This is a genomic window from Paenibacillus turicensis, from assembly GCF_017873435.1.
GTDB classification, from domain to species: Bacteria; Bacillota; Bacilli; order Paenibacillales; family Paenibacillaceae; genus Fontibacillus; species Fontibacillus turicensis.
This window is the reverse complement of record NZ_JAGGKG010000033.1, coordinates 1-21,432: the sequence shown is the minus strand read 5'-3', so window position 1 is coordinate 21,432 and position 21,432 is coordinate 1. Positions and strand designations below refer to the sequence as shown.

Below are 21,432 nucleotides of genomic sequence, written 5' to 3'. Positions count from 1 at the left end.
TTACACCTCCACTTGAAGTTGTTGTTGTAATACCTTTCGACTGCCTAATTGCACAAGATTCGTAATGTGAGCTTCAATATTTGTAACTAGGTTCGGTAAAGAAGTAAGATCCATTCCCCACAGTGTCGAATTAGAAAGTAATACCTGTATCGGAGATGGATTACTCCAAGCCTCATCAAAAATAGCGATCACATCATCTCCATCTTGTCTTGAGATTACGTCCCCACGATAGCTGTGCAAAAGTGTTGCAAATGCGAGTGTAAGCAGGGATGGTAGTTGTTTTTTTGTAGCTTCATATCGCAAAAGGATGGGGAGTAAACGAGCTTTGAATTTAGAAATACTATTTAAAGAAATTGAAGTGAGCTCATGACGAACAAAAGGATTGCAAAAACGCTCCTGCACAGCTTTGGCGTAAGCTTGTAATTGCTCTTGTGGTAAATCCAGCATAGGGATAAGCTCTTCGTCAATCAGCCTTTGTACAAATAAAGAAAAGGTGTCATCCCTCATCACATCCTCTACCGTCTGAAGCCCTGCGAGTAGGGCTAGGGGAACCATGGCAGTATGTGGGCCATTAAGTAAATGAACCTTGCGCTCACGATAAGGGGTCATGTCGTCTGTAACAACCACATTTAAACCTGCTTCTGCTAGTGGCAAGCGTGCTTTAAGGGAGGAAGGACCTTCAATCACCCAAAATAAGAAGGGCTCCGCCATCACCATGAGCTTGTCATGATAGCCTAGCTGTGCTTCCACCTCTGCAGCAGTATCTCTTGGATACCCTGGCACGATCCGGTCTACTAAGCTACAGCAAAATGTATTTTCTTGCTCCAGCCAAGTCACAAAACCTTCTCCAAGCTGCCAAACGTCCGCGTATTTTAATACAATTTCCTTTAGCTTTTCGCCGTTCCGGTCAATAAGCTCGCAAGGGATAATCGTAAAGCCGGCTTTACCTAGCTTATATCGTGCATGAAGCAAAGTAGTGAGCTTCGCAGGAAAACTACGTGGTGGAGCATCATTAAGCTGGTCTGCTGGATCGTAGGTAATTCCTGCCTCTGTCGTATTGGACGTAATAAACTCTAGCTCATCTTGCTCGGCTAAAGCTAAAAAAGCGTCATAATCTGTATATGGATTTAAACAGCGGCTTACACTTGTTATAATTTCATCACTGTCAACGGTGTCACCATTCTCAATACCTTTTAGCAAAATCGTATAAAGCTGGTCTTGCTCTGCCAGCATATCGGCTAATCCGCGTTCAATCGGCTGAACTAATACAGCACTGCCATTGAATAAATTTTGCTTATTCATTTGATGAAGCTGCCAATCAACGAATGCACGCATAAAATTACCTTCACCAAATTGAATCACACGTTCTGGAAATTGAGGAAGATGAGGAAAAGTACTTCTAGATAATAATTTAGCCATCAACGTTGTCTCCTTTTATGGCTCAATACAATAATCAGTACTAGACAATCTATGAAGTAAGAGGCTACGTAGCAGGGAGTGGCTTCAACCGCTGTTAAGGTCCCATTTTCTTAATAACATGTGTTGAAATGATGAAATTGTGACCTTAAAGGCGGACGCGTTCGCTTCTCCACCATCTCCCTGCTCCTTCGCTTCGTTGGCTTATTGTCAAGTACCGATTCTTTAGTTGAGCCACTTTTATAGTCATTATTTAGTTCATAATTATAAAAACCAAGATTATGCACACGTTAACATTTTTGTTTAAATATAAACGGTTGACTGAGCCAAACGTAAACGCTATAGCTGTGCAACCGTCTCCCGAATCCGAAGTGAAGTTTTAACAAATAGCTGAGTAGGAATTGTACGTGAATCGCTCATTAATTCAATGAGTTTTTTAGTACCAAGCTCGCTGATGTCGATGATTGGCTTGCGTATCGTAGTTAAGGCTGGATTGCAATAGGGTGCAAACATAATGTCATCAAACCCAATAATGGAGATTTGCTGTGGAACTGAGATTCCCTTACCATAACAAGCTTTCATTGCCCCTATCGCCATATCATCATTACTGCAAAATACGAGTGTGGGAGGGGTGGGAAGGGATAATAGCTGCTGCATCGCGACTTTTCCACTCTCCATGCTATAATCTCCTGACACAAAGTAGGCTGGATTTAACGGAATTTGATGGTGTATTAACCCATCCATAAAGCCTTGCTTCCGTTCAATCGAAGATTTAAATCCAACTTTGCCTTCAATGATTGCACATCGCGTATGACCTTGTGAAATGGCATAACTCATTGCTTCCTTAACTCCATCCCGATCATTTGCAGTCACATTCATAATGTTATAATCCTCAAGCTGACGATTAACAACAACCATTGGAATTCCGCAGCGCTTTACATGGTAGATGAAATCATTATCCGCATCACTTTGACTCATCACGAGAATGCCATCAAAGCGTTGGGGGACGATGGTATCAAGATTATGAATACTATCGATTCCATTAACGGATAAATTGTAGTTTTCATCAAGCACATGGTTGATGCCCTTAATGACATCGACGAGAAAGCTTGCGGTTGTTCCTTGCTCGATACTGGAAAAGAAAAGACCAATCGTATAGGACTTTTTGGTGACTAAGCTTTTAGCACTGTAGTTTGGCACATAATTTAATTCTTCAGCGATTTTGGCGATACGATCACGCGTGTCCTTCTTAATTAGCGGATTCCCGTTTAATGCTCTTGAGACTGTCGTATGCGACACACCGGCTACCCGAGCAATGTCTTTGATGGTAACCATAATTAATCTCCTTTAGCAATCTAAATGTTAACGATTTCATTGTAATGCTAAAACACAGTTAAATCAAGTAATATTTAAAATGCACACGTTAAAAAAATCATTGCAAACTTAAATTTGAAAGCGCTATAATTGGGAATGATTACATATTTTAAAGGGGGATGAGGATGAGAAAAGGAATGATGTTTTATAAAATCTTTATTCCAATCTTAATTTTAGGAATAGGGCTAGTGGCGACACTAGGAAGCTACATTTATATTAGCACCTCTAATTCAGTCATCGAAAAGGTAGCTAGCACGAAGCAAAGCTATATTACACAAATTAAAAATAACCTTGAGCAAAAAATCAGAACGATCGAATACGCATTTAATACTTATAGTACAACAAGCTCATTTCAGGAGGTCGTCAAGAATCCAATTACAGAGCAGGATTTTAGTGCTTATCGCAACGTAAATACACAATTAAATTATATTGCTACGATGGGGCTAGAACAAACACAATATACTTTAATTAGCTTAGAGAAAAATTGGAAAATCTCTGATGGGAAACTAACGCACTTAACAGAGAGTGACAAAGAGGCTTTATATCACAATTATATCAAACAAAAAGATCGAGGGCTATTTTGGACAAAAAGTGAAACAGGGATTCGCTTTGTTAATGTGTTACCTGCTTTTTCGTTCAAAAAACAAGCGATTGCTTTATCGGACATATCCAAACAAACGTTAGACCAAATAATTCGAAGTGATGAAAATTCGGATGTTTTTATTTTAGATCAACAAGGACAACTCCTTTATGAGACTACGCCTGCTGATACGCTAAATATTGGAGCGATGATCCCCTCCTTATTGGAGCAGGATTTAACCGAAAATCATTCAGGAATATTAACCTTAAAATATAAAGAGCAATCCGCACAGATTTTATATGCGAAGTCAGCCTACAATCATTGGATTTATTTCACGTTATTGAATCCACATGAAATTACAGAGGCTTTAGAAGTGACCAGATATGGACTTGTTGTTATGGCGCTGCTTATTACTTTACTCGTCATTATCATTGCATATTTTACGGCGATTCACTTTACGAAGCCAATTCAAAAAATAAAATCAAGTTTACCTCATAATCTTGTAGCTGCAACTTCAACTAAAAATGAAATAGACTGGATTCTTTCTTCGATTGATCATATTGTGACGGAAAAGGAAAGCCTTGAGCATATGATTGAAGCAGAGATGCCACAATTGGAAACCCAATTTATTTTAAACTTATTTAGAAATCGGATGTCATCACAGGAAATTGCTTATAAAATGCCACGGTTTGGATATGAGCATTGGGACAAGCAAAAATATGTTGTGATGCTCATTCAGCTAGATTCGTACGGCGAGTGGGCAAGCTCAGATCGTGATGTGTTGCTACTTGCTGTGAATAAGCTTGTTGAGGAGAAAATCCAGAGTGAGCGTAGAATGTTACCTATTATTTTAAATGATTATACGCAAGCAACGATTTTGTTTTTTGACGGTGAAGAGGAAGAAAGTCGTAAGCAAATTTTGGAGGATGCCCATTTATTAATTGAGAGTGCCAAGGAATATTTGAATTTATCGATCAGCATTGGGATTAGTTCCTTTTATACAAATTTGCGTGCTTGTAAGGAAGCTTGTGAAATGGGCAAGCAGGCTTTACGCTATCGGCTTAATTTAGGCAAGGAATCGATTATTTTTTACGAGGATATTAGTGCGATTGTGACGGGTCCTGTTGTTTTATATTATCCAAAAGAAATAGAGTCGCATATTTTTGATGCGATACGTCTAGGGGATGAGCAGCAAGCCTGTGAGTTAATACCAACGCTGTTGGAAAAAATGAGAGACAAAAATAAAAGCTCAATGAATTTTGAGGTTATGCTTGTTCGGTTTGTCAACAATTTGATTCAGCTAGAGCAGCTACTAGGGATGGAAGTATTAATGCGGCATGATAATGATGCCTTGTATCATCGCTTGTTAGGTATACGTAACCCTGAGGAAATTGAGCGCATGTTAACAGAGCAGGTCATTGTTCCGATGGTGCAAAGTATGAAGGAGAAAACGAATGAGCAGTTCAAATGCTTATCTGAAAAAATAGCAACCATCATTCGCTCTGAATACGATCAGGAATTGTCATTAGAAATGATTGGAGAGCGACTACATTATAATCCAAATTATTTAAGCAGTATTTTTAAAAAGGAATATGGGACAACCTTTAGTGATTATTTAGTGAGCTACCGGTTGGAAATTGCTAAAAAGTGGCTTGTTCAAGGGGATATGACGATTAAAGAAATTGCTGAGCGACTTCAATATCAGAACTCACAAAATTTTATTCGTTCATTTCGAAAAAAGGAGCAAATTACACCTGGTATGTATAGAAAGCAAAAGCAATCTCAATAGTGAATAGAGATTGCTTTTACACACAAAATCTTATATTTATTTAGCCCTTCACAGCACCAAGCAATGCACCCTTTGTAAAGTGTTTTTGAACAAACGGATACGCAATCAGCATCGGGATCGTTGCAATTACAATAACTGCCATCTTCACGGTTTGTGCAGGTGGGATCACATCAACAGAGGTCGCTTCAGCCTGCATACCGCTGGATACGATAACAATTTGTCTTAACAATACTTGAATTGGCCATTTGAGAGAATCGGTAATGTATAAAATCGCGTGCATATAGGTGTTCCAATAAGAGACCGCGTAAAACAGTGAGATCGTAGCGATCGATGGTAACGCTAGCGGGAGCATAATTTTAAAGAACACACCAAAATCTGTACATCCATCTATTTTCGCAGATTCCTCTAGGCTCTCAGGCAACGCTTGGAAGAAGTTACGCATAATAATCATGTTAAATGCATTAATCGCGACGGGTAAAATGAGAGACCAATAGGAATCGATTAACCCTGTGCTCTTTACAACAAGAAATGTAGGAATCATACCACCACTAAATAGCATGGAGAACACGACGATAAAATTAATAGAGTTTCTTCCTAATAAGTACTTACGAGATAATCCATAAGCCATAAGTGCAGTTAATGCCATACTTACGATCGTTCCAACTATAGTTACTCCAATCGAAACGGAAAGTCCTCGAAATATAGTAGGTGTTGATAAAATATAGCGGTAAGCATCAAGTGAGAATGTGGTTGGAAACAAAATGAACTTTTTAGCAACCACCTCTTGGGTTGAAGCAAAGGAGCTTGCGATGATATTTACAAAAGGTAATAAACAAACCAACGCAATGAGTAAAAGTAACGTATGATTTACAATTGTAAAAATTCGACTGCTAAGTGGTTCTTTTTTTCTTAGTGCATGAGCCATGAATAAGCTACCTCCTTGAAATCGTTTACATTTTTAATGTATCAGGAGGACTATGTTCCGTATATAATCAAATCCTTATATGATTTTTAAGGTTGGATAATTGTGGAATAAGAGGGAATAATCATTATCTTTGATATGATCATTAAGCGTGCTGAATTTGCTATAAACCCTTGTAACATAAGGAATTGTAACCGCTATCATATAATGATTATATACGTAATGCATCCCTTCCCGTACGCTGATAATGTAATCAGCAATGTATGAAGGAGGCTTAAGAAATTGGAGGGTTCAACAGTTACAGAATTAGTTGCTAAAGTGGACTTAAAGGCAAAAAAAAGAACAGAAAAGCTCCAAAAGTGGCAAGGAATAAAAAGAAATAAACTGTTGTATTTAATGGTTTTGCCGGGTTTTATTTATTTTGTTATTTTTAAATATTTACCTATGGGTGGGCTCGTCATTTCGTTTCAGGATTATCAGCCCTTTTTAGGGATCGCTGGCAGTGAGTTTGTAGGCTTTAAGCATTTTATTCGTTTGTTTTCAGAGCCAACATTTGTGATGCTGCTTCGCAATACATTAATCCTGTTTGCAATGAATATTTTAATTTTTTTCCCGTTACCCATTATTTTATCGCTTATGCTCAACGAGGTCAGACATCGCTTCTTTAAAAATGCAATTCAAACAATCATCTACATACCCCATTTCATGTCATGGGTCATTATCGTTTCGATTTCCTATGTATTCCTAACAGTAGATGGTGGTGTATTAAATGAGATGCTTTCGAGTATTGGCTTACCTAAAATCAGTTTCTTAACCTCACCAGAATGGCTTAGAACGGTCTATATTATGCAAATCATTTGGAAGGAGCTAGGCTGGTCAACCATTATTTATTTGGCAGCGATTACGGTTGTAGATCCTCAATTGTATGAAGCGGCTGAAATGGATGGAGCAGGAAGACTCAGAAAAACGTGGCATGTGACTTTACCAGCTATTAGACCCGTTATTATTACATTATTAATTTTGAAAATTGGAAGTACGCTTGATTTAGGCTTTGAACACATGTATCTACTATTAAATTCTTTAAACCGTGAAGTTGCTGAAATTTTTGATACTTATATTTATACGGCTGGCTTGAAAAATGGACAACTTAGCTTTAGTACTACGGTTGGTTTGTTTAAAGGTTTAGTTGGTCTAATTCTAGTAATAGGTTCAAATAAGCTTGCTAAGAAGTTTGGTGAAGATGGCGTTTATTAAATTTATTAAAATTAAAAAATGAGATGAAAGGGAGTCAAATGGTATGAAAAGTATGGGGAAAAAGCTAAGTATATTTGTATTATGTAGCACACTATTATTAACCGCTTGTGGTGGAGGTAAAAAGGAAGCAGGGCAAAAGGCGGGAGCAGAAACAAATGAGCGGCCAACCATTACTTGGCTAAATGTGCTTCATACTGCATCACCTCCAACAGACACAATCCTAAAAAAGCTAGAGGAGAAAACAAATACAAAAATCCAATTTTCTTGGATTCCTGATGCCTCTAAGGAAGAAAGAATTAATACTTCGCTTGCTTCAAACAGCTTAGCAGATATTGTAACTCTAACGGCACTCAGCAACTCTTCAGTTCGTAATGCATTAAAATCTGGGATGTTTTGGGAGGTGGAATCCTATTTAAATGAGTTCCCGAATCTCGCCAATATATCTGAGGATACACGTAAATCTGCTTACATTGGTGGCAAGCTATATGGCATCCCTTTTCAAAAAGATTTAGCACGTAATGGTGTCATTATTCGTAAGGACTGGTTGGATAAGCTCAATTTGCAAGTACCCAAAACGACAGATGAACTAATGGCCGTTGCTAAGGCATTTACAGAGCAAGACCCAGATGGAAATAACGCTAATGATACAACTGGTTTTATGGATCGTAGTGACCTAATTTATGGTGCATTTAAAACGTTAAGCTCTTATTTTGGTACACCTAACAATTGGCATGTCGATGAAAACGGAAAAATGACCCCAGAGTTTGATACAGAAGCTTATATTAAAACGATGGACTTTATGAAGCAAGCTTATGATAACGGTTACATTAATAAGGATTTTGCAGTAACGGCTAAAACAGATCAACAGCAAAACTTTGCACAGGGCAAAGCAGGAATATACGTAGGTGCATTAGTAGATGCAAAAAACTTGCTTAATATGGCCAAAGGAATTCAAGACAATATGGAGCTGGTTCTAGTGAATGATATCACTTCTACTGGTAATGAAAAAGATAGAGCAATTTGGGCAGCAAACAATGGGATTGGTGGCTTGCTTGCATTTCCAAGATCAGAAGTGAAGGATGAAGCTGAGCTAAAGCAAGTGCTGAAATTTGTAAATGATCTCATGGATGAAGATGCGTATCGTCTGATGACTAACGGAATTGAAGGCGTGCACTACAGTATCGATGCAGATAAGGCAGTGACAATTATTGACAATACGTTGTGGCAGCAAGAGGTACAGCCATTCTCCTCTTCAAGACCAAAGGAATATGGCTATGGCATTCATTCAGCTGACCCTTTAAAACAACAATCAGATAAGTTAATTCAAGACAATGCTAAGTATGCAGTGTTAAACCCAGCTTATTCGCTAGAGTCTGAGACTTATAATACACAAGGCTCTGAGCTACAAAAAGAGATTACAGATGCGACCTATAAATATATTCTTGGTAAAGCAGATGTAGCGGCATTTAAAGAAAGTGTAGAAAAATGGAAAAAGTCAGGTGGCGCGCAAATTATTCAAGAATATGAGGAAGCCTATAAAGCGATTCATAAATAATGTTGAAGAGTAGGTAGAACATTAGGTAGAGGTAGAAGAGATAGGACTAAATCAATTCCCATACTCTAACTCTACCTTTTGATTATTTTTTATTATGAAAAGGAGTTGACCTCCAAAATGACTAAGGCAAAAACTAAGGAAATGACTGAGGCATGGTCAGAAAAGCTAGCTAAAACTATTATGGAACGCACACCACGTCTATATGAGGATAAAGTCTATCATGGCAAATGGTCATATGATTATGGTGTTGTTCTGAACGGATTCCGTTGGTTATGGAACAAAACAGGACGTTCAGAATACTTACAATATATTAAGGATAACCTCGATTATTTTGTACAAGAGGATGGTACGATTCGGGGTTATCATTTGGAAGAATATAATATCGATCATATTAATAATGGCAAGCTACTATTTTTGCTCTATGCAGAAACGGGTCTATCCAAATATAAAGCAGCCGCAGATTTACTAAGAAGTCAACTACAATCCCACCCACGAACGTTGGAGGGCGTTTTTTGGCATAAAAAAATATATCCTTATCAAATTTGGCTCGACGGCTTATATATGGGCGCTCCGTTTTATTTAGAGTACCTGTTGACCTTTGAAGAAGGTCAAGAGAACGAGGATGCACTGGACCCACAGGGTACACAGGATATTCATGACAAACTCAATGATGTGACGAAGCAATTTATCCTTTGCTATGAACATACGAAGGATGTAAATACGGGTTTATTGTTCCATGCTTGGGACGAGAAAAAAGTACAGCCTTGGTGTGATAAGGAAACTGGCTTATCCCCTAACTTCTGGGGACGTTCGATGGGATGGTATGTCATGGCGCTAGTGGATGTATTAGAGCTTTTGCCTGTGACAGACCCTCATTATAGCAAGCTTAGTACAATTTTAAGAGATACGCTTACAAGCGTATGCAAGTATCAGGATGCTAAATCAGGCGTATGGTATCAGGTTGTAGATCAAGGGGAACGCAAAGGGAATTATTTAGAGGCTTCCGCCTCCAGTATGATCGCTTATGCTATTGCAAAAGGGATACGACTTGGTTTGCTAGAGCATTCATGGAAATCAACTTTGGACAAGGCTTTTACGGGTATCCTTGCGGAGTTTGTACTGGAAACCAAAGAAGGCTGGGTTAATCTGAACAAAAATTGTATGGTTGCCGGTTTAGGTGGGCCTGATCAGCGGGATGGTAGCTTTGCTTATTATATTAGTGAGCCTATCATTTGCAACGATCTCAAAGGTGTAGGGGCATTTTTACAGGCCTGTGTCGAATATGAAAATTTACATGCAAGGGAGAATTTACATGCAAGCATTACAAGTGTTTGATATTACGCATTATGGAGCAACTAGCGATTCAAATACATTATGTACTGAGGCGATTGCAGGCGCCATCGCTGCGGCTGAGGCAGCAGGTGGGGGAACCGTTTATGTTCCTTCAGGAACGTTTTATACAGGGGCTATTATTTTAAAAAGTAACATTGAATTGCACCTAAGTCCAGGAGCGATTTTGTCCTTTAGTACAGACCCTAGTCATTATCCTGTCGTAATCTCCAGATGGGAGGGTGTAAAACGTGAGGTTTACGCTTCGTGTATTTATGCTGAGGATGCAGTGAATGTATCGATTACCGGCTTTGGTGTGTTAGAGGGGAATGGACAGCCCTGGTGGGATATTTTTCGTAACTCAGTAGATAAATTAGCATTTCCAAGACCTAAAATGATTAGTTTGGACGGCTGTAAGCGGATTACGATCAAAGATATTACACTACGAAACTCCCCAAGCTGGACAGTTCATCCATGTGGCTGCTCCAATGTAACGATTGATAATGTTACCATTTGGAATCCCGCTGATTCCCCTAATACAGATGGAATTAATCCGGAATCGTGTAATAATGTGCGGATTAGCAATTGCCATATTGATGTGGGTGATGACTGTATTGCCATTAAAGCAGGGACAGAGGACACCGCGTATCGCCAAGCCTGTGAAAACATAACGATCACCAATTGTACGATGGTGCATGGGCACGGTGGGGTTGTGTTAGGCAGTGAGATGAGTGGGGATATTCGTAATGTTACGATTAGCAATTGTGTATTTAAGCAAACAGATCGGGGCATTCGACTCAAATCCAGACGTGGACGTGGTGGGATCGTCGAGGATATCCGCGTGAGCAATATCGTTATGGAGGATGTCATTTGTCCGTTTATTTTAAACCTGTATTATTTTTGTGGCCCACGTGGCAAAGAAAAATATGTATGGGATAAAAATCCGTATCCGGTTACAGAGGAGACACCTTGCTTTAGACGTATTCATTTTGCACATATTACGGCACGTCAAGTCCATGCTTCCGCTGGCTTTATTTATGGTTTGGCTGAACTAGCCATTTCCGATATTACCTTTACGGATATCGATATTTCAATGGCAGAGAATGCGGTGCCAGGACGTCCTGCCATGATGACAGGTATTCAGGATATGCATAATCGTGGTTTTTACCTCGGGAACGTTAAGGATATTTCCTTTAATCGGGTAACGATTGAAAATCATGAGGGTGCTGCCTTTTATGTGGAAAATGGAGTAAACGTTGCAGTCATACACTGTGAATCTAGAGGAACACGTCAGCCTGAGGAACTGATTGAACAGGTTACTGTGCCTTACGATGTGCTGAATCCGATAGAGCAGTAGAAAACAGTAGAAAGAGCATTAGAAGGAAGGTAAAAAGATAAGGATGGAAATGATACCATTAGAAAATTTGCTTGGCGATCTTCCACATAATGAGCCTATAACAGCCAAACTATTGCAAAAAACTGAACAAGAAGGGTATGTGCTAGAAAGCTTAATGCTAGAGTTAAACGGAATAGAAAGGGTTCCTGCCTATGTGGCTTTACCGCCTGAAGGGAAGGGACCCTTCCCTTTAGTTGTATTTAACCACTCTCATGGCGGAAATTATAGTCATGGACGAAAGGAGCTTATTCTTGGTAGCCCCTATTTACAACAACCTTCGTTTGCGTCAGAGCTAACAGCGATGGGTTATGCTGTGTGCTGTATTGATATGTGGGGGTTTAATGAACGCGCTGGCAAAACTGAAAGTGAGCTTGTAAAGGAAATGTTGTGGCAAGGTAAAGTGTTATGGGGCATGATGCTCTATGATAACAGGAGAATGCTAGATTATATGTGTACACGTAATGACATTGATGAGACTCGTATTGCAACGATCGGGATGTCGATGGGGGGCCTAATGAGCTGGTGGCTAGGCGCCTTGGATGAGCGAGTTCAGGTTATTGTTGATCTATGTGGACAGGTAGATGCACATACGTTAATTGCTAAGCGTGGCTTGGATCATCATGGTTTTTACTCCTATGTACCTAATTTGCTGAAATATTATACAACCCTACAAATTCAAGAACGAATTACGCCAAAACCTCGAATGAGTTTAGTTGGTAAGGATGATCGAATGTGTCCAATTGAAGGGGTACAGCATTTAGCCCAAGGCTTGCGGCAGAAATATAAAGAAGCTGGCGTACCAGATCATTTCCAAGCCGTCATTACGACAGGTGGACATATGGAAACATTACAGATGAGAGTATTATGGCGAGAGTTTTTGCAAAAGTACTTATAGTCCATGAAGAAGAACTATAAATAATAACAAGAAGGGAAAAGAAAGAACAAGAAGAAAAAAAGAAGGGGGAAGGGGAATGACAGCAAGGGGAACGACAGAAAGTAAGACTATAGAAAGTAAGAGTATAGCAAGTGAAACTACGGCAAGTAAAACTACAGGGAATGGACCTACAGAAAGTGAAGTAGAGACCTTGCTTGTAGGTCAATCCTCGATTTGTGACTATGAAACCATTCAAGAGGCGATTGATGTGTTGGAGCAGCAAAATCCACCAGTTAAGCCTGCTGTACTTTTTATTATGCAGGGCACTTATGAGGAACAGGTGACAATTTATCGTTCTCATTTACATATCATTGGCATCGGGAAGGTAACGATCACGGGGAATCGCTACGCTAAAGAGCTGGATCAGCAAGGACAAGAGATCGGAACCTTTGCAACTCCGACTTTTTTTGTTGGAGGTCGTGACGTTGTTGTCGAAAACTTAGAGATCTGCAATACGGCAGGGCAAGGAAAGGAGATTGGGCAAGCGCTAGCCGTATATGCACATGGAGATGAGCTTATTTTCCGTAATTGTGTTTTTAGAGGTCATCAGGATACTTTGTTCACAGGACCACTTCCTCCTGCACCTAAAAAGCAAAGTCATTTTGGGGGTGTGGAGTTAAAGGAGCACCATGTTAGCTATCGTCAGTGGTATGATCGTTGTTATATTGAAGGCACGGTTGATTTTATTTTTGGTGGTGCTACCGCTTATTTTGAGCATTGTCAGCTACATAGCTTACGTCATTGTGATGGGGGAGCGGGTTATGTGACGGCGGCCTCCACCCCACAAGGTTGTCGTTATGGCTATGTCTTTCAGTCTTGCTATTTGACGGCGGAGGAAGGTGTAACTGATGTGTTTCTTGGTCGCCCTTGGCGTGAGTACGCGCAAACGATGTTTATTGATTGCTATATGGGCGTACATATCCATCCTGCAGGATGGCATAACTGGGATGATATCCATAACGAAAAGACTGTAAGGTATAGTCAATACAACAGTAAGCATGTACATGAAGCTGTTGGTAAATATGATGAAAATCAGACTACTACGCGTGTAGCATGGGTTAGTTATTACAAGTCTAGTGATGAAGTGTTAACGAAGGAACTGATTTTTGAAGGAACTGATTTTTGGAAAAAGGTTTAGGATAATGCTTCAGCAGTCATTTTTGCACCTAGCTTGTACCCCTGTACGAAACACGCTTTATTTTGCATTGCATGTAGCTCTACCTTCAAATCTAGCATTTGCTCTAGTAATTCAAAGTCCTCAGGGGATAATTTCTTTTTCCACATCTCCATCATGTTAGAGACTTGCCCACTAATCATTCGATACTGTGGGTCTTCTGGAATAATGTCCTCTTCAGGTGTGATTTTTCCTATGTATAATTGTTCAAGTATACTTTTCATAGTAGACCTCTTTTCTGTCTATCACTAACTTTCATTGGCTAAAACAGCTACTTATATTGTATCCTAAAATTATACAAGATGGGGAACATATTTTCTTATTTTATGAGGATTTGATGAAGGGAGAAAGTAATTTGTTTAAATTAAAGGATATTGGGAACTTCGAATCTTTACCTGAAATCGCAGTACACATTTATGAGGGGAATGTTGATGCATTATTGCAAGCTTTGGAGCGTGGGTGGGATATCGATGAAGAGATAGTTTTGAGCAAAAATATTTCATTACGACCCATTGAGATAGCTATTATTGCAAACAAATTTGATGTCGTTCAGTTCCTCGTTAACCAAGGTGTGGAGCTAAACTTCCACCGTGATTCTGCCTTTTTGCTAGCCGTTCGTTATGGCAAGGAGCAGTTAATAAGATATGTTGTTGAACATGGGGCTAAGCTTGACCTGCGTAATCATGTTGGTTCTGGCGCATATACAGAGGCTTATTATGGCAACAAATCTAACATTCCGCTTATTCACGAGCTTGGGCTTGATATCACTGAGCATGGTGGAGAGCTATGGCGGATGGCGGCTTCTGATCATGATATGAAAACAATCGAGCTCCTGCTTAAGTACGGAGTAGATATAAATTATAGTAAGCCTAATATGGTTTATTCTTATGGTGCATCAGCATTAACCGTTGCGGCGAGATTCGGCAATTTGGCTATGGTTAAATTTTTGGTAGAGCATGGTGCGGATGTAACCTATAAAGAAAAAGACGGAGATCGAGCGTATAGTATCGCAGTGAGTCAAAAAAATAATGAAATGGCGCAGTTTTTGAAGGAACATGAGCCTGAGGAGTTTCATAATTTTGAAAATAAATGGCTTGAACTCAAAAGCTATAAGCTTCCAAAAGAACTAATTCAATTTTTACAAGGGGATCAGCTACGTATTGAATGTGAGGACGAAGACAGTTCGATTCAATATATTGAGTTTTATAGTTTAGTAGATACGATCCCGATGAAGCTTGGACGAAAAAAATTGCTTCGTTTATCTGCTAATATTGATAACTATGAATTTGATATCGTATGGAATCCAAGCAAAAAATGTATTGGTTTTTATGATCCTGAGCATCAGCAATATGGGGATATATGTAGTGTTTTGGAATTTTTGGACAATCCCTTTATCTATTTAAATAAAATCATTGATGGGGAATTTGACTAATTTTAATCGCTCTATTTATTAAATCAGTGCTGGACAACGACTGGAAGCTGGTAGCTACGATCCAGACAGTTCTTACGATTGTTGTTAAAATCATATTCCTTTTTATTGAAGTAAATGTATTGGTGGAATTTGATTTTAAGAGAAAAATGAAATATAAGGAGGGAGACAATCTTCAGAATCTCTCTGTCTCTTCGCTAAGTATGTTTATTGTCAAGCATTGATTTCAAGATAGAGGCGAATTAACATACACGTTTTTCTTTTTGGATAACAGTTATCTTTTTCTTGTACTGGGTACAATAGGAAGATAGCTTTTTTTCGTTCATGTTTAGTTCATATTGCTGATTTAATGTATCATTATTAATTTTGTTGGAGGTCAACCATAATGAGTGGAAAAAGAAAATCAAAAGCAAAGAAATGGATAGGGATTGGTTTAGTGATTGTGATAGTTGGAGGAATTGCAGCTATGCAATGGATGAAGCCTGAGGCTTCGGCTTATGAGCAGGTAAAGGCAGAAAAAGGGGACATCGCTACGATTTATTCCTTTTCTGGAAATGTGGAAACAAAAAATAGACAAAATGTCGTCGCAGACAAAATGCTACAGGTTTCGGATATTAAGGTGGCTGAAGGGGATCTGGTTGAGGAAGGGGATACTTTATTAACAACGACGTCTGGAGAAAAAATTAAAGCGAAAATAAACGGTGAGGTCGTTAGCATTGCAGTAGAGGATCAGGCACAGGTGATGGCAGGATCACCCTTAATGAATATTGTGGATTATGATCATTTAAAGGTAAATGTTAAAGTGGACGAATACGATATTACCTCTATGAAGGAAGGCAAGGAAGCGACGGTTAAGCTTAGTGCACTTAATAAAGAAGTACAGGGCACCATTCAGAGTGTAGCTAAAGAAGGTGAAATTGTAAACGGCATTACGTTTTTTATGGCAAGCATTGATTTGAAAAAGGATAAAGATATCAAAATAGGAATGTCTGCGGAGGTACAGTTACCTGGAGAAAGTGCAAAAGGTGTCGTGACTTTACCTATGAGCGCAATTTCATTTGAGGATAATAACCAGCCTTATGTATTCAAGCAAGGCAAGGACAATAAAGAGATTAAAACTGTAATTGAAACAGGGATTAATGATGGCACTAAGGTTGAGGTTAAAAAAGGAATTGCTGCTGGGGAGACGATTTTGTATAAAAAGGTGTCTTCAGGTGGGACAGGCTTCTCAGGTAGACCGGGTGCTATGGGTTCTATGCGTAATGGTGCTGGGAGTGATCAGCAATGACAGAAATTTTAAATATGCAAAATATTAATAAACAATATACCTTAGGTGGGGAAGAGCTTCACATTTTGCATGACGTGAACTTAAAAATTAATGCTGGACAGTTTTTGTCTATTCTTGGTCCATCAGGCTCAGGAAAATCGACCATGATGAATATTATTGGCTGTTTAGATGTACCCACCTCAGGCACTTATTTGTTATCTGGAAATGATATCAACGATCTTGACGAGATCGAACTCGCAAAAATTCGGAATAAGGAAATTGGCTTTGTATTTCAAAATTTTCAATTGTTACCGCGGATGACTGCACTTCAAAATGTGGAGTTGCCTTTAATTTATGCTGGAATTCCCTACGCCAAACGTCAAGAGAAAGCGAAGCATATTTTAGAGCGTGTAGGGTTGGGAGATCGTATGAAAAACTTGCCAAGCCAGCTATCAGGTGGACAACAGCAACGTGTTGCGATTGCTCGTGCTTTAGTGACGGAACCTACAATTTTGCTAGCAGATGAGCCAACAGGGGCATTGGATCAAAAAAATGGGGCACAGGTGATGGAGTTATTTGAGGAATTAAATCAAGATGGAAGAACAATTGTGATGATTACCCATGATATTCATATCGCTGCTCGTGCAAAAAGAGTTGTTCATATTTTAGATGGACGATTGTCAGAGCAGGAGGTGGAAATACAATGATATTAGAAAGCATTAAAATGTCATGGGAAAATATTATCCACAATAAGCTAAGATCGTTTTTAACGATGCTTGGTGTCGTAATTGGAGTAGCCTCTATTATTGCCTTAATTACGTTACTCCAAGGTGCTACCAACAGCATTAGTGATCAGGTTAAAGCTTTAGGTGTGAACAAAATTACAGTAAATGCTATGGGCACACCGTTAAAGCAAGGGTTAAGTGAGGATGATATTGGGACGATAGGGCAGCTAGACAACATTACAGGAATTTCCCCCACCGTTCAAAGTCAAGCAGGTATCGTCTATAATGGGAAAATAAAAGAAAATGTATCGATTTTAGGTAAAAATGAAGTGTATTTTAATACGGATACAAATTTGCTTCGGACAGGAAGAGTCATTAATCCCATTGATGTTCAGAGTACAAATACGGTAGCTGTTATTGGCAGCAATATAGAAAAAGAATTTTTTTATGGGAAAAATCCAGTGGGCCAAAAGTTAACGATAAATGGGATTACTTATACGATTATAGGTGTATTGAGTCCTGCTAATGAGCTGGGGATTGGTGCTAGCAATGATAATATTGTTGTGCCTTATACGACAGCATTACGGAATTTAAATGTGAAAAGCATTACGAGCCTTGACGTATATTTACATGATACTGATTTAGCGGATGAAACGGTAATCAACATCAAAGCTGTATTAAATAAAGCATTTAATTACAAGGATAATGCTTATACTGTCTTTAATATGGGAGATATGATTCAATCGTTCCAGACAATTATGTCTATGATGTCCTTGTTATTATCAGGGATAGCTGGTATTTCCCTCGTGGTGGGTGGGATTGGCATTATGAACATGATGTTAGTATCCATTACAGAGCGAACAAAGGAAATTGGTCTTCGTAAAGCATTGGGTGCTACACCTGGACGAATTCAGCTTCAATTTATTATGGAATCGATCTTTTTATCGGTGATTGGTGGAGCCATCGGTTTAGTGCTTGGCGCTGTCATTGCTTATGTAGGGACCAATATTATGGATGTCAGCTACTCGCTTGCTCCATCTACGATTGCATTAGCACTTGGATTTTCGGCAGGAGTAGGCGTTATATTTGGATATATGCCTGCACGTAAAGCAAGCAGATTAAATCCGATAGATGCGTTGAGAAGCTTATAAATTGTATAAGGTACGATTAAAGGAAGGAAGGTACAATTAAAGCAAGGAGGGGGAAAGTGCTAAATATACTTGTAGTGGATGACAACGAAAGTATTCGAAAGCTGACAACAACATATTTAAGTCGTGAGGGCTATTATGTGATTACGGCTTCGGATGGGGTTGAGGCGCTTAAGGTATTAGAACAGGAGCATATTGATTTAATGATTGCAGATATAATGATGCCAAATATGGATGGCTACACGTTAACAAGTGAGCTTCGTTCCTATAAGCCAGACTTACCGATCTTGATGATTACAGCGAAAGAAAGCTATGAGGATAAAAAGAAGGGATTTATGGCAGGTAGTGACGACTATATGGTCAAGCCGATTGATTTTGATGAAATGCTGTTAAGAGTAGCTGCGTTGTTACGGCGTGCCAAAATTTCGAATGAGCATAAAATTGTGGTGGGGAACATTACCCTCAATTATGAAACTCTCACGATCTCCTCACCAGAAGCTGTCATGCAATTGCCTAAAAAAGAATTTTATTTACTGTTTAAGCTACTGAGCTACCCACAAAAAATATTTACAAGGCAAGATTTGATGGATGAAATCTGGGGGATGGACAATGAAACAGATGAAAGAACCGTTGATGTCCATATCCGGCGCTTGCGTGAAAAGCTCCAGCATATTCAGGAATTCGAGATTGTGACGGTAAGAGGACTTGGTTACAAGGTGGATAAGCACGTATGAAAAAACCTAGAAAACCAAAGCTTTTCAAATCGATTTATGGAAAATTTACCGTCTTATTTTTATGTATGTGGTGGCTGTTAAATTCAATGGCCTTTGGGGTAGTAATTCATGCGATTTCTAAGCGTTTTTTTATTAATATTCCAATTCGTAATATTGCGATGAATGAAGAGTTTGAACGGGTTCGCCTCATTAACGGTGCAGTTTTTCTCTTTACCGCCATCATTGGTACGTTAGTTATTTTAATTTTTGTGAGAACTATGGTGAGACCGATTAAGCGATTGTCAGTAGCCTCCATGGAGGTGGCGAAAGGGAACTTTGATGTGCAGGTGGATGTGACGACACAGGATGAAATTGGACAACTAACCTCTGATTTTAATTTAATGACTACCGAGCTGAAAAATATCGATGTGATGCGAAAAGATTTTGTATCTAATGTATCCCATGAATTTAAAACACCGATTACATCGATTAAAGGGTTTGCAAAATTAATTCGTGATGAACAGCTTTCCTCAGCGGAACTTGCCGAATATAGTGAGATTATTGTGCAGGAAAGTGAACGGTTGTCTGTGTTATCCTCAAGTTTACTTAAACTATCTGAACTAGATAGCCGTATTATTCGAGAGCAGGGAACAATATTTTCATTAGATGAACAAATACGCAAAGCGATTTTAATTTTGGAGCCGGTATGGTCTAAAAAGCAAATTGAGTTTGAGCTTGAGTTACCTAAAGTGACCATTCAAGGGGATGAGTTTTTATTGCAGGAGGTTTGGCTTAATCTGATCCAAAATGCAATTAAATTTTCAAGTGAGGGTGGCTTGATCGGCATCTCTCTTACGCAAGAGCAGGGACAAAAAGGTGAACAAGGTCACATTGAGGTTAAAATTAGCGATCAAGGAATCGGGATTGCAGAACAAGATAAGGAGCGTATATTTGAACGGTTTTTCAAATGTGATCCTGCCCGCTCTAAAGATGGTAATGGTCTAGGCCTCGTCATTGTAAAAAAAATCGTGGAGTTGTTTAACGGCACCATTACTGTAGAAAGTAAGCTAGGAGAAGGCGCTACGTTTATAGTCAAGCTATAGACGTAGGCGCCTTTTTTGGATCAGCTATAGATTATCTTGATCAATAACTTATGCCTTTTGTGCAAAAAATGATATTGGTGTCGAGCTTCCCCCACCTGCGGTTACTTGAATAGGAACGGTGATAGATTGTCCATTTGGTATAGAGAAGGCTCCAATTTTCACGACTTCGGTTGGCTTCGTTTTGGAGATACCGTTTACACCATTACTTCCAACCTTTACGGCGCCTACAAATAGTCCCCCGCGTGGATTAAGATAAAGATTTACAGTCTGTGCACCAGAGTTGTTTTTAATCGTTAAGTTTGTTTTATAGATCCCGCCATAAGCTGCACTATTTGGCAAAGTACCAGGGAAGACAGATGGTTTGTCAAGGACTGAAACACTGTTAGACGTACCGTTGCTACCTATGGTAAGTGTGATGTTACTACCTTGGACATCGGCATAGTTCCAAGTTCCTCGTGGATGTGTGCCTTTGGAGTCTACAACGGCCCCTTGGTATGTATTAAGAGCAGCAGAGGTACTATTCGCTGCAACTGTGCGAATTTTAGCTGACATCGCCGATGCACTAGAAAGGGTGAACTCCATTACGAGACCACGAACTTGCCCAGCTGCAAGTGTGAACTCTTTAACGGTTTTTACTGAGTTACCTGGAACACTTACTGTTGTATTTTCTGAGATTAGTGTTTGTCCTAGAAGTGCTTTAGAGAGACAAAGACCCGCATTTGTTAAAATATCTCCATTGTTAGAAGTAAACGTCGTTTCATATTTAATTGAACTTACTGTAATTGGACTAGTTCCGCCATTCCCAACAGTTAATCCGTATTTTATAGTTTGTGCAGTATCATTATGATGCCACATAAATACGCGGTAACGTACTGAGGTTGAACTAGGTACTGAATCTTGCCATAGAGTAACGATAGGTGTCGTAAAAGTGCTTTGATTCAATGGCTCTGGGTTATCACAAACGTAAAGGCGTTGCCCTGAAATTGGCGTGAAGCCACTAGAAAGCACAGGTTGTGGAATAGATGACATTGTGATCGGGTTTAAGTTAGGTTGAGAACAAGACATAATTATTTTCCTCCTTAGGGAACGTTTATTTGTGTAAGGATTGTGTTGCAATCTTATTACACACGCTGCTTTTGAGTAGATTTAGAGTAGAATAAACGGGGGATTCAACCGACAAGTGCTTCTCCCTGACATTTGGCAGCTGCCGTTTTTCTCTCTTACTTATAAGGAGCAATTCCTGTAATGAATTAATTTGAGGTTTGAACAAAAAAAGCGCCTCCTGTATGCTGGGTTCCGAATGGTGTACATTCATTCCCTAATT

18 protein-coding genes are annotated in these 21,432 nt (G+C 39.2%); 13 read left to right on the top strand and 5 right to left on the bottom strand.

Annotated features, from left to right (window positions below; translation table 11 throughout):
* The gene (locus J2Z32_RS21820; RefSeq protein ID WP_210091318.1) at nucleotides 1–1,419 is read right to left on the bottom strand and encodes a tagaturonate reductase; all 1,419 of its coding nucleotides are present in this window, start codon (nucleotides 1,417–1,419) and stop codon (nucleotides 1–3) included.
* A 336-nt stretch (nucleotides 1,420–1,755) separates the two neighbouring features.
* Nucleotides 1,756–2,751, bottom strand: coding sequence for a LacI family DNA-binding transcriptional regulator (locus tag J2Z32_RS21815; RefSeq protein WP_210091317.1), 996 nt, complete (start codon nucleotides 2,749–2,751; stop codon nucleotides 1,756–1,758).
* Between the two features lie 164 nt (nucleotides 2,752–2,915).
* Here J2Z32_RS21815 and J2Z32_RS21810 point away from each other — a divergent pair, with 164 nt between their 5' ends.
* Entirely contained in the window at nucleotides 2,916–5,159 is a 2,244-nt protein-coding gene (locus tag J2Z32_RS21810) for a helix-turn-helix domain-containing protein (RefSeq protein WP_210091316.1), read from the top strand.
* A gap of 40 nt (nucleotides 5,160–5,199) precedes the next feature.
* Here J2Z32_RS21810 and J2Z32_RS21805 read toward each other — a convergent pair whose 3' ends face one another.
* A complete protein-coding gene (locus tag J2Z32_RS21805) occupies nucleotides 5,200–6,084 on the bottom strand; it encodes a carbohydrate ABC transporter permease (RefSeq protein ID WP_210091315.1) in 885 nt (294 codons plus the stop codon).
* Nucleotides 6,085–6,399: 315 nt separating this feature from the next.
* Between J2Z32_RS21805 and J2Z32_RS21800 the strand changes: the two genes are divergently transcribed.
* The 6 genes from J2Z32_RS21800 to J2Z32_RS21775 all read left to right on the top strand — a co-directional run bounded on the left by J2Z32_RS21800 (nucleotide 6,400) and on the right by J2Z32_RS21775 (nucleotide 13,687).
* Nucleotides 6,400–7,335: an ABC transporter permease gene (locus J2Z32_RS21800; RefSeq protein ID WP_425343029.1), complete on the top strand. Its 936-nt coding sequence runs from the start codon at nucleotides 6,400–6,402 to the stop codon at nucleotides 7,333–7,335.
* A gap of 43 nt (nucleotides 7,336–7,378) precedes the next feature.
* A complete protein-coding gene (locus J2Z32_RS21795; protein WP_210091314.1) occupies nucleotides 7,379–8,890 on the top strand; it encodes an extracellular solute-binding protein in 1,512 nt (503 codons plus the stop codon).
* 117 nt (nucleotides 8,891–9,007) lie between these two features.
* Nucleotides 9,008–10,225, top strand: coding sequence for a glycoside hydrolase family 88/105 protein (locus J2Z32_RS21790; protein ID WP_245251698.1), 1,218 nt, complete (start codon nucleotides 9,008–9,010; stop codon nucleotides 10,223–10,225).
* On the top strand, nucleotides 10,203–11,576 hold the full coding sequence (locus J2Z32_RS21785) for a glycoside hydrolase family 28 protein (protein WP_210091313.1): 1,374 nt from the start codon (nucleotides 10,203–10,205) through the stop codon (nucleotides 11,574–11,576). Before J2Z32_RS21790 ends, J2Z32_RS21785 begins: the two co-directional genes overlap by 23 nt.
* A gap of 49 nt (nucleotides 11,577–11,625) precedes the next feature.
* Nucleotides 11,626–12,510, top strand: a complete 885-nt coding sequence (locus J2Z32_RS21780) for a dienelactone hydrolase family protein (RefSeq protein WP_210091327.1) — start codon at nucleotides 11,626–11,628, stop codon at nucleotides 12,508–12,510.
* A 190-nt stretch (nucleotides 12,511–12,700) separates the two neighbouring features.
* On the top strand, nucleotides 12,701–13,687 hold the full coding sequence (locus tag J2Z32_RS21775) for a pectinesterase family protein (protein WP_210091326.1): 987 nt from the start codon (nucleotides 12,701–12,703) through the stop codon (nucleotides 13,685–13,687).
* On the opposite strand, the gene J2Z32_RS21770 is transcribed toward J2Z32_RS21775, so the two are convergent.
* Nucleotides 13,684–13,947 (bottom strand): DUF6809 family protein, encoded by a 264-nt coding sequence (locus tag J2Z32_RS21770; protein ID WP_210091312.1) that lies wholly within the window; start codon nucleotides 13,945–13,947, stop codon nucleotides 13,684–13,686. The two genes, J2Z32_RS21775 and J2Z32_RS21770, sit on opposite strands and share 4 nt — an antisense overlap.
* A 131-nt stretch (nucleotides 13,948–14,078) precedes the next feature.
* On the opposite strand from J2Z32_RS21770, the gene J2Z32_RS21765 reads away from it, so the two are divergent.
* The 6 genes from J2Z32_RS21765 to J2Z32_RS21740 all read left to right on the top strand — a co-directional run bounded on the left by J2Z32_RS21765 (nucleotide 14,079) and on the right by J2Z32_RS21740 (nucleotide 20,108).
* Nucleotides 14,079–15,155 carry an ankyrin repeat domain-containing protein gene (locus tag J2Z32_RS21765; RefSeq protein WP_210091311.1) on the top strand — a complete coding sequence of 359 codons (1,077 nt, stop codon included), beginning with the start codon at nucleotides 14,079–14,081 and terminating at the stop codon, nucleotides 15,153–15,155.
* 382 nt (nucleotides 15,156–15,537) lie between these two features.
* A complete protein-coding gene (locus J2Z32_RS21760) occupies nucleotides 15,538–16,440 on the top strand; it encodes an efflux RND transporter periplasmic adaptor subunit (protein ID WP_210091310.1) in 903 nt (300 codons plus the stop codon).
* Complete coding sequence (locus tag J2Z32_RS21755) at nucleotides 16,437–17,126, top strand: ABC transporter ATP-binding protein (RefSeq protein ID WP_245251697.1); 690 nt, start codon at nucleotides 16,437–16,439, stop codon at nucleotides 17,124–17,126. The genes J2Z32_RS21760 and J2Z32_RS21755 overlap by 4 nt, the downstream gene beginning before the upstream one ends.
* Nucleotides 17,123–18,295: an ABC transporter permease gene (locus tag J2Z32_RS21750; RefSeq protein ID WP_210091309.1), complete on the top strand. Its 1,173-nt coding sequence runs from the start codon at nucleotides 17,123–17,125 to the stop codon at nucleotides 18,293–18,295. The genes J2Z32_RS21755 and J2Z32_RS21750 overlap by 4 nt, the downstream gene beginning before the upstream one ends.
* A gap of 56 nt (nucleotides 18,296–18,351) precedes the next feature.
* Entirely contained in the window at nucleotides 18,352–19,026 is a 675-nt protein-coding gene (locus tag J2Z32_RS21745) for a response regulator transcription factor (RefSeq protein WP_210091308.1), read from the top strand.
* Nucleotides 19,023–20,108 carry a sensor histidine kinase gene (locus tag J2Z32_RS21740; protein WP_210091307.1) on the top strand — a complete coding sequence of 362 codons (1,086 nt, stop codon included), beginning with the start codon at nucleotides 19,023–19,025 and terminating at the stop codon, nucleotides 20,106–20,108. The genes J2Z32_RS21745 and J2Z32_RS21740 overlap by 4 nt, the downstream gene beginning before the upstream one ends.
* Nucleotides 20,109–20,156: 48 nt before the next feature.
* Here the strand turns inward: J2Z32_RS21740 and J2Z32_RS21735 are convergent, their stop codons facing one another.
* On the bottom strand, nucleotides 20,157–21,173 hold the full coding sequence (locus tag J2Z32_RS21735) for a hypothetical protein (RefSeq protein WP_210091306.1): 1,017 nt from the start codon (nucleotides 21,171–21,173) through the stop codon (nucleotides 20,157–20,159).
* Between the last annotated feature and the right edge of the window lie 259 nt (nucleotides 21,174–21,432).